This window comes from Bremerella cremea, assembly GCF_039541315.1.
Taxonomy (GTDB): Bacteria; Planctomycetota; Planctomycetia; order Pirellulales; family Pirellulaceae; genus Bremerella; species Bremerella cremea.
The window spans coordinates 223,513-236,626 of sequence record NZ_BAABFZ010000005.1; the positions used below are offsets into that span (position 1 = coordinate 223,513).

Sequence of the window (13,114 nt, forward strand, 5' to 3'; positions counted from 1 at the left end):
TTCGGCGTCTTCCACGTTTTTCGGTAACATGCCTGACGCACAGCGGTAAGCTCGAATCACCAATGCGTCACCGCAACATAGCGAGCGAACGAAATTGCCGCAAGCATCCGCCTGATGTAGCAATGCCGCGTAAACTTGATCCCACAAATCGTTGTTGATCCAGCGTCGGAGACGATTGTAAGCGGCCTGCCAACTGCCATACTCCTCCGGCAAGCACCGCCGGGGCCTGACTGGCCGCCCCGAAAAGCGAGCCGGAAAGAAATCCCGCATCGCGTTCCACTCGTTTCCCGTGAGATCATGACTCGACATTTGGCTTCCTTCCTTGAATCACCTTGGTCGGTAACTAGGGGAGTTGCGATATGTGCCTGGGCAAGAACATATCAATTACGGGACAGTGCCCAGGGCTCGGCTGGCTGGCTGGTAGCCATTCATGAAAACCACCAGGTAAGGATTTAAGGTTCCTGCCCCCTTAATCAACCTGGGCTCCACAAGGCCCCCATCCTAGCTAACTGGGATCGGCATGATCGATTCACGGTCCTCACGGCGATGGCATGGACGCCAATAACGGATTGCGTGCAGAATTATTTTTAATTATGGCCGCACAAGGTCACGGCGATTGATTTCATCTGGTTTCTGAACGGCTTGCATCAAGAGCTGAAATGCAAGCTGATCGTCGTGTGGGACCGCTTGGGCACTCACCGCAAAACGGCTCGCGTGTTGAAAATGTTGTGGCTGAAGTGGGCTAAGTTCGAGTGGCTGAGCGATTAGCACTTCATCAGGGAAGTTCTGATTCGTTCACAAATCTCCTCATTGGGGAGAGCGAGAGGTAGTGCCGTCTCATAAGCAGCTTTTGCGCCTTGCACATTGCCGGACCTGTATAGGGCATCTCCGAGATCGACAAAATATTCCGGTCGTTCTTCCCACAACTCGGTAGCTTTAGTGAGGCTTGAGATCGCTGCCACGTTTCTTCCAAGCACTAAGTTGAGTGCTCCAACAGCATGAATCGACTCATGGTCCTCTGGTTCCAATAGTACAATCGACTCAAACTTCGACAGTGCTTCCTCAAACCTACCAGCTGACTCCAATGCTCGCCCCAATTCGTAGAGCTTGTCAGTATTGTTCGGATCTTTCTCAGTCGCATGAGTAAGTTCGACGATGCGGTGCTCAAACATCCCATTTTCTTCCATCTGCATGTCTCCTGAGTTAGTAGCCTCGCAGCCCTTCAACGTACGACTGTGTGCGTAGGCACGATCAATCAGGAGAAGGTTGACGCATTACGGCGCTGACTTGTTCGCACCCAGAAGTTTAGTGGGTGTCTGCTTCGCCTTGGCCTGCGAGCCCTAGGCGGCGGAGCATCGGCCCCATGGTCAGGCCGCCGACGAGGATGGAGAAGGCGACGACGACGTAGGTCATTGTCAGGACGAGTTCGCCGATGTTGTCGTACTGCGATTGCTGGGCATGGATCTCTTCCTTGAGCGATAGCGCGAGTGCCACACTGATCCCACCGCGCAGGCCGCCCCAAGTCAGGACCTTGATCGCGTGCGGCGTGAACTCTCGGCCGGTCACCTTCTTCAGGCCGTTCAACACGATGCCGACAGAAAGAAACCTCGCCAGCAGCGCGGCGGGGATCGCCAGGGCTCCGGCCAGCAGATACGGCACCTGAAACGAGAGCACCAAGACCTCTAGCCCGATCAGCACGAACAGCACGGCGTTGAGTAGCTCGTCGACCAGTTCCCAGAAAGTGTCCAGGTGCTCGCGGGTCTTGTCGGACATCGCCAGCGTTCGGCCATGGTTCCCCAGGATCAGGCCTGCGACCACCATCGCTAATGGCCCCGATAAATGCAGCGTCATCGCCAAGGCATACCCGCCGGTCACGACCGCGAGCGATAGCAAAATCTCGGTCGCGTAATGATCGATGGTTCGTAGCAGGAAGAACGCCAGCATCCCCAACACGAGGCCGAGTGCAAGTCCGCCTCCTGCTTCGAGAGCGAAGAGCTTGGCGACATCCATTACGGTCGTCTCCGACTTCTCGTGGAGGTCTTCCGCATCGTGCGAAGGTTCACTTCCGTTCTCTTCCGCTTTCGATGATGCATCAGGCGTGTCGTTTGGCGAATCGCTAACGACGGCAGGTTGATCACCTGCATCATCTTCTGTCGGGGCAGCAACGTGACTCGGCTCATGTTGGTTGTCGGAGACTTCATGCGAATCGCCATGCTGCCCCAGCCCTGCAATCCCGAGAAGCGCGATGAACACCACCACGCCCACGCCATCGTTAAACAGCGATTCGCCTGCGATCTTCGTCTCTAGCGGCTTGGGGGCGCCGAGACTCTTAACGATCCCCAAGACCGCGATCGGGTCGGTTGGCGCGACAATCGCACCGAAGATCAGGCAATAGATAAAGCGGACTTCGATGCCAAGCCAGCCGGTGATGAAATACGTGAGCCCGCCGACGATGAACGTGGTCGCAAGGACGCCGACGGTCGCCAGCAAAGCGATCGCCGCAGACTGTTTTCGAAGGTCGTTGAGGTCGACATGCAACGCCCCGGCAAACAGCAGATAGCCAAGCATCCCTTCCATCAGCGTCTGATCAAAATCGATCGAGCCGACAAGTGTCTCGGCCGCAGTGAGTGCGCCCGCCTCGGGTGCGACCCAATCAATCAACAGCAGAACCACTGCGTGTAGCATGGCTAACAGCATCAAGCCTACCGTCGTCGGTAGCTTGAGCAGTCTGTGATTGATGTACGCAAAGGCCGCTGCGAGGGCCACCAGGATGCCGGCGATATTAAAGAAGCTCATGGCCACCTTTATACCGTACATCGCGAGCGGAAAAAGAGGAGAACACAGTCAGATCGCCTATCGATGCTTCGAACAAGGGCGAATGAATCATCGCGATCCAAAACGAGCTTGCTAAAGAGCTGGCCGGTCATTTTAAGCGTTAGGCATTCTCTTCATGTCTCGGCCGGTAAAGCGAACCCCCAGGCCAAAGTAGATGAGGTAGATGAGACCGATCACGGCAATGGCCCCATAGAACAACATTGCCTGGTGTTCGATCTGCGACATTTGCTGCTGGCTTTGAGGGAGCGACGCGACCTCTCCGACCCAGAAATAGACCAGCGTCGCGGCGAGGACGGCACTCAAGATATTTGTCCACAGCGACACCATGAAGACCCCGCGGAGCCTGCCCAGCCAATCAAACGCGCCACGAGCTGCCTGAACGCCGCAAACCATGGTTGCCAGACCCAGCACGAACCAAACGAATCGATCCACTGCGACCAGATACAGCCATTGGTCCAGGATCGACTCGAATCCCTGCACCATGAGAGGCGGACTGTAATTAATACTCCGCTGGGAGAGAACCTGGATCGATGTGATCAGCAGCCCCAAGATCACGCCATTGAAAACCATTCCAGCCAGCCCGACCACTATCGCCAGGGCCGACCAACTGAAAGTACCAAGCGCGATGCCTTCCTGCAGCTTCGAATGACGCGTGGCAACCGGGCCGAAGGTGAAACGCTCGGCGTTTGCCCACTTCAGGCCTTCACTTTCACGAGCCAGCAGCCAGCCTCCAATCATAAAATAGAGGAAGTAAAAGAGATCGATCGCCAGATGCAATGCGGCAGTGAGCACTGAGGTTCGTATTAGAAGCTCGCGTTTCTGGGCGAGCCTTGTCGGATCTCCATGAGTCAGCAATTTGACACCCAACCGCCATGTTTCGAAATCGATCGCAAGGTCTAATACGAAGCTGGCGAAAACCAATACTACCCCGAACTGGAGCGTGCGTTTCAGCCCCTTCAGCGTCATCGGAGCCCGCTTCCAGAGAATGGAAATCCCACCCATCAATAAAGCAACCGCAAGCAGAATCGAAAGAACGTGGTAGACGAACAGCAAGAAAAGGACTTCGTTCTGAGCTTGACTCAGTCCACCGATAAATGCCTCGGCTGGATCCGACGTCCAGGGCAACTGTTCCCCCGAGGAGAAGACTCTCAGAATCACGGTGCAGTGGTAGAATTTGAAGAGATGCCAGGGAATCCCGATCGCTCCTAACAGTATGGCGACCATCGCAATAACCATGTTCCGCCGTGGCAGAACGACAACGCGCTGCGGCTTCTCGGTCGAGGCATTGGCCTGAATGGTTTCTGGCTCTACAGGGCTTGAAGTCATGTCGAAGGGTTTCTCCTGAATCGAAACACTGCAAGACGCACGAGGCGGATCAACCCCGCATGCGAATGGACGTGCTCTTCGCCAAACCGTGCATCGGGCCGCCAGTTAGAAAGCAAAGCAGCTAACGCGGTGAAGGAGTTTTCTACAACCGCTGGACATACTACCTTCGGGGAGACAGCCAATCCAGATAGGGGGCACGCCCCATATGGCATAATGTCCAAAAGTTCGGACAATTGCTCCGCATGCGCCAGCGGGACGAAGATCATGCAATGCCGCTTCAACAACGATTCTAGTAGTCCCAGTTTGCCACGCCGTCCGCCTGCTGATTCCTGGCAGACTTTCGCATCGAACTCTTCGAATTAGCAAAGCTCACACAGAAGACTTGTTTTTGCCGCGAGCAGCGTCTCGCGCAGGCGGCCTACGCCTTTTGAGCGTTTGAACGGTTCCGATGGGCAGATGAACGCTTCATGAGTTCATCGTGACGAGTTGGAAGAGGGAAGAGATTCTTTTGCTGTTCGGACTGGGCGATCAGCACTTCGCACTGCTAAAGGAAGCAGTGGCACACGCAATTGGGAACGGTTCAGCAGTCCCACTCCGCCGATGAAAAGCATGGCCAAGCAAGACCTTGAACATAGCACGCGCCGATTTTTTGGTCCCAAGCGGATTCATTGCCTTGCCATACTTTCCGCAAAGCTGATCAACGCAAAATTAATTTAATCTTGTTTTTAGGTGGCACAGAGGGGAAGATAAAGCCCTGGATTCGTGCCACCACGAAAATTAATCCCACCATCAACCGGCCGAACTGCCCCCGCCTGAACTAACGCAGTTCTCTCACCAGCGCTGGTACCCAAATTGGGACGTGATCCCAACTGTTCAAGGAGATTCTGCGTGAAACGACGAGCGAGAGGTATCGTGGACGCAGTGTGCTCGCATGCACCAGCAACTCATTCACCACCATTTCTGCTCCAATCGCTCGCGTGGCTAGCTGCTTCCTTCATGGGGCTGATGATTGGATTCTCTACCACATCTCCCTGTCAGGCCGAGCCAGTCGATTTTCCAGCACTCCAAGCCGATGCCAGGAAAACCTTCAAAGAGAAGGTTGGTCCCTTCGTCAAAAAATACTGCATCGATTGCCATGGCACACGCCCCGAAGCAGGCATTAATCTGCAATCAGCTCTAAGTTCACCGGGAGCCTCGGCGTCATTCTTGCATTGGAAGAAGGCTGTTGCCAACGTCAAAGTAAATGACATGCCACCCGAGGACGCTGGGGAAATGCCGACAGAGCAACAGCGTCGCGAATTTGTTGAATGGATTAGCAAGCTCAAGTATTTGGCAGAGCGCGACCCCGGCCCGTTTGTGCTTCGTCGCTTGAGCAAGGTCGAGTACGCCAATACCCTTCACGACCTTTACGGTGTCGATCCATCGATCGCTGATAGCTTACCGGAAGAGGTTGTTGGCGAGGGATATCTCAACTCGATTTCCCCATTGCAATCGGAGTTGTTTCTCGAGATTGCCAATAAAGTGGTTGACCAGGTTGTCGCAGGCAAGGGAGAACCACCGACGGAGATTCAGAAACGCCTTTTTAGCGAGCCCCCGGCTGAAGGTGCTGATATTCCCACGGCAGTTCGGAAGGTCGCGCGGTCACTTGCGCGAGATGCCTACCGTCGACCTCCAACGGAAAGGGAGCTTGACGTTCTGGTGAGTGTCTTCCACCTCGGCCGCGAAAATCAGTTGAACTACCTCGAATCGCTCAGCTTGATGTGGAAGGCGATTCTCGTCTCGCCGCAATTTCTTTTCATAACCCCAGCAGCGGAAGTCAATGCGAAAACGACGATCGTTCGTTTGGATGACTACCAGTTAGCTGCGCGTCTCTCTTACTTATTGTGGGCCGCTCCACCCGACGCGGAACTGTCAGCCCTCGCGGAAAAGGGTGAACTACATCAGCCGGAAGTACTGAAATCTCAAGTTGAGCGGTTACTGGGTGATGAGCGATCACGAGCATTGTTCGATGGGTTCGGTGCCCAATGGCTGGGAGTGGATAAGCTAGATAGCCAAACGTTCGATCCCGATTTGTTCCCGCAGATGACGACTGTACTTCGTCAATCGATGGCGGATGAAGCACGGCTGTTTTTTCAAAGCATCATCCACGAGAACCAGGGTGTATTTAGATTCGTCGACAGTGACTACACATTCATGAACGAGCCGCTCGCAGAGATATATGGCCTTGATTCGTCGATCAAAGGTTTAGAAATGCGGCGTATCAAGCTCGAAGATCCAAATCGAGGCGGTATCTTGGGCATGCCAGCTACTCTCGCGACCACCTCCTTTCCGAATCGAACAAGCCCAGTTCGGCGAGGTGTGTGGGTTCTCGAGCAAGTCTTGGGGGAACGCGTACCGCCACCTCCGCCTGACGTCCCCGAACTCGTGGAACAAGAGGGCAAGAGTTTCGAGGGTCTAACCTTGCGGCAGCGAACCGAGTTGCATCAGTCGGAAGCGACCTGCGCGAACTGCCACAAGGTGCTCGACCCAATTGGCTTTGGGCTCGAGAATTTCGATGCGATCGGACGTTGGCGAGATAAGAACAACGCAGGTGTTGCGATTGACTCCGCAGGCCAAATCCCAAGCGGCGAGAGCTTCTCTTCTCCTGCGGAACTGAAGGGCCTGCTAGCTGAGCGAAAAAGGGATCTCGCTCGAAACGTTACCGAAAGATTCATGGCCTACGCTCTGGGACGCAAGCTAGAAGGGTACGACGAAGTCGTGATCGACCAGTTGATGGAGAAACTCGCCGAGGATGATTACCGAATGCGAACCATGATCATCGAGGTGACGGCGAGCTACCTCTTCACCCATCGCCGAGTCGTAGACTAACGATTCGGCATTCCGTTGACCAATCATTCCAAATTGCCGACCAACTCCCCATTACTTCCTGTATCAATAAGGCCAGGCCCCATGGCTCGATGGTTTTTTCGATTGGCGATCGTAGCCTTCGTCGTGATCCCTCACTTCTGCTATGCGTCAGAGCCAATCAACCTACTGCTGATCACCGCCGATGATCTAGGGCTTCAGCTTTCTTGCTACGGCGATCCGATCGCCAAAACTCCCAACATCGATAAGCTCGCCCAGCAATCAGTGCAGTATCAAACCGCCTACGTCAGCCAGGCTTCTTGCAGTCCTTCGCGTTCTACGATGTTCACTGGCCTCTACCCTCATGGAAACGGCCACTATGGACTCGCCAACGCAAATGTCGGGTTTCAAGTTCATCCGGAATTGTTTGATCGCTTACTTCCCAACAGGTTGAAGCAGGCAGGGTATCGCACCGGCATCATTGGGAAGCTCCATGTCAATCCGGACAAACAGTTCCAATTTGATATGCGCAGCATGGATGGATTTGGTGGCCGCATGATTAAACGGCAAGTGGAGGATGCTCGCGAGTTCATTGAGCAGTCGGACGATAAGCCGTGGTTTTTGATGTTCAACCTGTTTGATCCTCACGTTGCTGTTAAACGAAAACCAGACGGAGGACGGGGACAGCCATACTTTCCTAATCAAGTCGACGAATTGCCCAAGACCGTTCTTACAGCTGAAGATGTCCCAGCCTGGCCCTGGCAGCAAGTTGATACCACGGAACAACGGGCAAAGATCGCCGGCTACTACAATTGCGTTCATCGCATCGATGCGGCCATCGGCATGCTGATGCAAGTTCTTCATGACACAGAGCAATGGGACAAGACGCTGATCATCTTCTTGGGTGATCATGGACCTCCTTTCGCACGCGGGAAGACAACTTGCTACGAAGCAGGCCTTCGAGTGCCATTCCTGGTCCGCTGGCCGGGCATTTCTCAACCGCATATCTCGCAGCGTCTTGTAGGAACCGTCGACATCTATCCCACCATTTTAGATGCCGCAGGTATCGAATTGCCCGAGAAGCTACATGGTCGATCGTTGCGCCCGGTACTTGTGGAAGAAAGCTCGACCGACTGGAGAAGCGAATTGGTCGCTGAATTTCATTACCATGGGGCATCTCCGTTCTTCCCGCGCAGAGCCATTACGGATGGACGATTTAAGTTGATTCACAACGTAAGGGCCGGAAAGCTGTCCGCTTCCGCCTCTGTCGATGGGGATCGAGCTCCCACGCTTGCAGCGAAACTCGCGGCGGATCATCCAGCTCGTTTGGCCATGGAGCGATTGCACAATCCGCCAGAATGGGAACTCTATGACCTCAACGAAGATCCCATCGAGTTTAATAATCTCTCCGACGAACCGACTTACGCCGAACAAAAACATCGACTGCAAAAGGCGTTGGCTCAATGGCAAAGGCAAACGGAGGATCCGTTCACCCAAGCCGAATTCCGTAAGAAGATCGAAGATAAATACTCGAACTCTTCTCGTTAATTTGCGATTCTTCTTCCGACTTCTAGTGGGTTGGATGTGACTTATCCCGAAGGCCTTACCATGAGTAATAACCGATTCATCGACCGACGCACTTGCTTGAAGGGTGTGGGGACGGCTCTCGCCTTACCGCTCTTGGAGAAGATGGGATGGGCGGAAGCTAGTGAAACGAAGGCGTTCAAGCCACCTGTCCGACTAGGGTTCATGTATATGCCCCATGGCGTCATCATGGACCAATTCTGGCCGGCTGATGCCGAGAGTTTTCTTAAATCACCGCCACCTGCGTTAGAGTCGCTTCGCCCAGTGTTGGATCAATGCTTGATGATGAAAGGGATCGCTGGGGTCGCCAACGGTCCGTTCAAAGGAGCTCCGCACGCACTTGAACTTTCGACCTGGCTGACGGCAGCATTGCCAGACCCGGATCACCGAGATGAGATCAACATCTCAATTTCCGCCGATCAAGTTGCCGCCAATGCCTTGGGAGCTTTCACCACGCTGCCGTCGTTGGAACTCGCCACGATGCCCCAAACCTGGAAAGAGAATCAGGCCGGCCTGAACGAGGCGTATTATTCGCACTGTAGTTTTCGTTCTCCGACACAAGCCGTGCCAGCCGAGATCAACCCGCGTACAGTACTCAATCGCCTGTTTAAATCGAAGGGGAACAACGGTCAAGTATCCGCCGGAGCGAGTCCTCTCGACCGGAGCATGCTCGACTTGGTCCTAGGTGGTGCGCGTGAGTTTCGCCGCACTTTGCCATCCAGCGACCAACGAAAACTGGACGAGTACCTTGATAGCGTTCGTTCCGTCGAACGAAGAATCGCGGCGATCGAGCAACGTCAAAAAGAGGCAGCACTCGAGAAAGCTGGTGTCCGATCTAGCCGACGGAACGATACCGACTCACCACCTATCGAGATCAAGATTCCCGAAGGAGATAAACGCAGCGAATACATGCAGGTCATGTGTGACCTGAATGTTCTCGCGTTTCAAACCGACACAACGCGTGTCAGCACTTATATCGGTTCGACGCCCAACGGAGTTTCTTACCCAGAACTCGGCTTCTCCGATAAACACCACTCTACAACCCACCATAACAATCAGCCAGAAAAGGTCGCCAAAGTAGCCGCCATCACGGCTTTTAATATCGAGCAGTTCGCCTACATGGTAAAAAAGATGCACAGCCTTAAAGAGGGTGATGGTACGTTGCTGGACAACTGCATCATGATGTGGGGTTCTGGCCTGGAAGACGGTGATCGACATACACGTGCCAACTTACCTTTCATCGTGGCGGGCAAAGGCGGCGGTGCGATTAACACCGGACGCTTCCTCCCCGATACGAAAGGGAACCAAGGTGACCTTCTGACAACCCTACTCGCCGCCGCCGGAGTAACCCTCGACCGCCCATTAGGCATCGCGACCCAGCAGATCCCTGGCGTTCTGACCTAGATTGTGCATAACGCAGACCAAGCGAATCTTGCCCCAATGAACAACTGACCTGCCCCCACGAATGCAACCAGTCGTTAAGTGATTGCCTTCGAGGATTTTCCAGGGACTGCCTGATTCGATGTACCAGGTGTTTACCTCGACTCGCCCCAGCCAGTCACGGACCTTCACTGCCGTAAACTCCGATCCGTTATCACTGCGTATCAAGTCCGGCACGCCGCGTCGAACGAACAGGTCGCTAAGCCGCTCTAAAACACCCTCGCTGGTTAGTTGTCGGGCGACGTCGATTGCCAAGCACTCGCGAGTATACTCGTCGATTAGTATTAGCATCCGGAAGGCTCGCCGTCGCTTGTCCGGGCTCAGAGTTTTCCCGAAGCGGCCTCCTTCAGGATCGCCTTGGCGAGTTCGGTATCAGCCAGCAGGCGCTTCAGGCGAGCATTCTCATTCTCGAGCTCTTTCGAACGCATGGCCTGATCGATGCGAACACCACCGTACTCCTTCCGCCAGCGATAGTACATCTGCTCCGTTACACCGATGGCCTTGCAGGGCTAGGCAATCATCTTGCCCTGAGAAAGCAGCACCTCCGCTTCGCAATGAGCTGAGCCCTCGAGCACCATTTCTTGCTTGCACAGGACGAACCGACCTTTGGCTTCAGAACAATGTCCCGCCCTCCTTACGCACTATCTTCGGAAACATCCATAGTACAAGCATTGCTGCTGTGGATATCTTTTACTCACCAGCGATGAGATCCAGCTGCCTGGATTGCCCGAGTTGAGCTATCTTCCTTTGCGACTGGGAATGTCCAGGTCGATGACATTGGTCCCCGCATCCACCTTCTTGACCAGCGTTGTGCTTTCGCGATTCATGTACTGAGTCTCTAGCTTCACTTTCGGCATCGGAACGTTGTCGATTAAGTCCGTTGGCGTGACGTAGACGCGATACTCGCCCACGGGAATCTGGTTGCTTCCTCGGCCGTAAGTCAGGCTGTAACTCCCGTCTTCGACGGCGCCACCAATTGCTTCAGCACTGCCGTCCGTGGGATCGAAATAGACAAAGAAGCCGCCGCTTGGTTCACCATCAACGGTCAAGGTGCCGCTAACGGTGCCAGCATTGCCGCTCCCGCATCCAGTCAAACCTAGCAGCAACAACGTGGGCAGAATCCAAGAGGGTATCACGATTTTCATGGCAAACGTTTCCGACTGATCGAATAAGAGATTCAAATCACTAAGTTGGTCGCGCTGAAGCAACGTGCTCGCAGCGTCTCGAACTACCGAGGATTAATAATCGCCGACGACCGCGCCGTCCGCTCGACGGCAGAGGGGATCGAAGACCGTCGCAATGTTGACTGTCTCTGCCATGAACTTGACCGCCCCATCCCCCATAACCACTTGAACACCACCTGGGTGCAAGCTGGAAACACCCTTTCCTTGATTCTGAGACGAACTCAATGCGTAGAAGTCGCGATTAATTCCAAAGCTACTCCGGGCCAGGCACCGAGCTGCGGCGTAATCGGAGTTATAGTTCTGACGGCCGTTGCCTAACCATGCTGCCGCTTTGAAGGTTCCGTTGCCTACTGCGGTCTTCCCGCCATCTCGTTCGCTAACCACAACGACGTTCGAGCTGCCATCCACCATATCTTTGAACGAGAGAAAGCTGTCTCCCCAGAACATCCCCAGGCCGTCATAGCCTTTAGCGGGTGTCGCCGAGAAGTCGACGTGAGGGGATGTTCCATCACCAGAAATTGCCACATAGTTCGAGGTGGCCACCTCGAAATGTGGCGTATTGCCAAACTTACACAGATTATTGAGATCCGCAGTGACATCGGAGGGACACCGATACCCATCGATCCGAGTTTGCAGCAATTGCCGATCGGTCGCGGACGCTCCACTTACGTACACTTCAGCCAAGGGACGGGGTTGATGCGGGCCGAGGGCTTCGTAAAGGTTGCTCTGCTCAATAAACGGCAGCAGAGCAACAGCCCAGCCGTACGTTGGGCTCGTTATGTCATTATCACGATCGATGCGATAGCCTGCGGGAAACGCCCGATAGGTATCATGATAAGTGTGCAGGGCCAAACCAATCTGCTTCAGATTGTTGGAACACTGAATGCGTCTAGCCGCTTCTCGGGCCTGCTGCACGGCGGGTAACAACAAAGCAATCAGGACGCCGATGATGGCAATCACCACCAATAACTCAACCAGCGTAAACCCGGAGACTTTCGTACGAGTCATATCAAACCTTCAGTAAATAAGGAGTACGGACACCCTGATGACGGCGAATAGCGGAATGTCGTGCTGAGGATAGGGCGTCGATGGGATGTCGGCAGGGGATGTTTTGGATCGCAGGAAAATAACAAATCCACTGCCCGGCTGATTACTGCCGGAGAGCCATCGGATTCTCGCGAAAAATACTAGAAACTGCCAATTTTCTGAAAATTGGCTCAATTACGTTGAAAATTACCGACCCACGGTAGTGAACTACTGAGAAGAATCCATTTCCGATGTGGAAAACGGGACGACAGGGCGGTTGGCACCTCATTCGTCTCTTTCGCATGAAGGAGTTACGAATGTCGGAGAAGCGTCCCAAACAGGCAGCAAACAAGATGGGCATAGAAGAGTCGGGGGACGCCTCCCGTTTTATTCAGCTATTCATGGCGCATGAACGCCAACTCCGTTTTTTTGTTCATCAACTCTTGCCCGACCGAAACGACGTCGACGAAGTGATGCAAAATGCGAGTGTTGTTTTGTGGTCAAAGTTTGAAGAACTCGAAAATGACAGCGAGTTCATAAAATGGGCGTATGTGGTCGCCCGATACGAGGTCCTCGCCTATCGCCGGCAAAAAGCGCGGGATCGGCTCATTCTAGATCCCGACCTGCTGACGACGATTGCGCAGGAAATTTCCGAGGACCCTATCATCGTCCAGGACTATCAGTGCGCCTTACGAGAATGCCTCGAAAAATTACCGGAAAAGGACCGACGCCTCGTGGTGCAAACCTACAGCCACGGCCTCAAGGTATCACAGCTCGCCGAAGAGCTGTGTCGTTCTGTGCAGAGCATTTATCGAAAGTTGTCCGGATTGCGGGAACAACTGTCACGATGCGTCAAACTTAGTCTTGCGAGCTGA

9 protein-coding genes and 1 pseudogene are annotated in these 13,114 nt (G+C 54.1%); 4 read left to right on the forward strand and 6 right to left on the reverse strand.

Features of this window, described 5'->3' with window-relative positions:
• Positions 1-764 precede the first annotated feature (764 nt).
• From ABD890_RS17980 to ABD890_RS17990, 3 genes are all read right to left on the reverse strand, one after another.
• Entirely contained in the window at positions 765-1,193 is a 429-nt protein-coding gene (locus ABD890_RS17980) for a tetratricopeptide repeat protein (RefSeq protein WP_345092896.1), read from the reverse strand.
• Between the two features lie 112 nt (positions 1,194-1,305).
• Positions 1,306-2,796, reverse strand: coding sequence for a cation:proton antiporter (locus ABD890_RS17985; RefSeq protein ID WP_345092899.1), 1,491 nt, complete (start codon positions 2,794-2,796; stop codon positions 1,306-1,308).
• A 132-nt stretch (positions 2,797-2,928) separates the two neighbouring features.
• A complete protein-coding gene (locus tag ABD890_RS17990) occupies positions 2,929-4,071 on the reverse strand; it encodes a hypothetical protein (protein WP_345092902.1) in 1,143 nt (380 codons plus the stop codon).
• Between the two features lie 978 nt (positions 4,072-5,049).
• Here ABD890_RS17990 and ABD890_RS17995 point away from each other — a divergent pair.
• The 3 genes from ABD890_RS17995 (at position 5,050) to ABD890_RS18005 (ending at position 9,993) form a co-directional block, all read left to right on the forward strand.
• The gene (locus ABD890_RS17995) at positions 5,050-7,029 is read left to right on the forward strand and encodes a DUF1592 domain-containing protein (RefSeq protein ID WP_345092905.1); all 1,980 of its coding nucleotides are present in this window, start codon (positions 5,050-5,052) and stop codon (positions 7,027-7,029) included.
• An 81-nt stretch (positions 7,030-7,110) separates the two neighbouring features.
• Positions 7,111-8,553, forward strand: coding sequence for a sulfatase family protein (locus tag ABD890_RS18000; protein WP_345092908.1), 1,443 nt, complete (start codon positions 7,111-7,113; stop codon positions 8,551-8,553).
• Between the two features lie 60 nt (positions 8,554-8,613).
• The gene (locus tag ABD890_RS18005) at positions 8,614-9,993 is read left to right on the forward strand and encodes a DUF1552 domain-containing protein (RefSeq protein ID WP_345092910.1); all 1,380 of its coding nucleotides are present in this window, start codon (positions 8,614-8,616) and stop codon (positions 9,991-9,993) included.
• A gap of 96 nt (positions 9,994-10,089) precedes the next feature.
• On the opposite strand, the pseudogene ABD890_RS18010 reads toward ABD890_RS18005, so the two are convergent.
• The 3 genes and pseudogenes from ABD890_RS18010 to ABD890_RS18020 form a co-directional block, all read right to left on the reverse strand.
• Positions 10,090-10,607 (reverse strand): annotated as a pseudogene (locus tag ABD890_RS18010) (DDE-type integrase/transposase/recombinase); the annotation flags it as partial.
• A gap of 159 nt (positions 10,608-10,766) precedes the next feature.
• A complete protein-coding gene (locus ABD890_RS18015; RefSeq protein ID WP_345092913.1) occupies positions 10,767-11,174 on the reverse strand; it encodes a hypothetical protein in 408 nt (135 codons plus the stop codon).
• 93 nt (positions 11,175-11,267) lie between these two features.
• Positions 11,268-12,221, reverse strand: a complete 954-nt coding sequence (locus tag ABD890_RS18020) for a DUF1559 family PulG-like putative transporter (RefSeq protein WP_345092915.1) — start codon at positions 12,219-12,221, stop codon at positions 11,268-11,270.
• A gap of 335 nt (positions 12,222-12,556) precedes the next feature.
• Between ABD890_RS18020 and ABD890_RS18025 the strand changes: the two genes are divergently transcribed.
• Positions 12,557-13,114: a sigma-70 family RNA polymerase sigma factor gene (locus ABD890_RS18025; protein WP_345092918.1), complete on the forward strand. Its 558-nt coding sequence runs from the start codon at positions 12,557-12,559 to the stop codon at positions 13,112-13,114.

What these genes read in the sequence shown, in the direction of transcription:
- ABD890_RS17980 (WP_345092896.1), bottom strand. Translation starts at nt 1,193, where the DNA reads ATGCAGATGGAAGAAAATGGGATGTTTGAGCACCGCATCGTCGAACTT.
- ABD890_RS17985 (WP_345092899.1), bottom strand. Translation starts at nt 2,796, where the DNA reads ATGAGCTTCTTTAATATCGCCGGCATCCTGGTGGCCCTCGCAGCGGCC.
- ABD890_RS17990 (WP_345092902.1), bottom strand. Translation starts at nt 4,071, where the DNA reads ATGGTTATTGCGATGGTCGCCATACTGTTAGGAGCGATCGGGATTCCC.
- ABD890_RS18000 (WP_345092908.1), top strand. Translation starts at nt 7,111, where the DNA reads ATGGCTCGATGGTTTTTTCGATTGGCGATCGTAGCCTTCGTCGTGATC.
- ABD890_RS18005 (WP_345092910.1), top strand. Translation starts at nt 8,614, where the DNA reads ATGAGTAATAACCGATTCATCGACCGACGCACTTGCTTGAAGGGTGTG.
- ABD890_RS18015 (WP_345092913.1), bottom strand. Translation starts at nt 11,174, where the DNA reads ATGAAAATCGTGATACCCTCTTGGATTCTGCCCACGTTGTTGCTGCTA.
- ABD890_RS18020 (WP_345092915.1), bottom strand. Translation starts at nt 12,221, where the DNA reads ATGACTCGTACGAAAGTCTCCGGGTTTACGCTGGTTGAGTTATTGGTG.
- ABD890_RS18025 (WP_345092918.1), top strand. Translation starts at nt 12,557, where the DNA reads ATGTCGGAGAAGCGTCCCAAACAGGCAGCAAACAAGATGGGCATAGAA.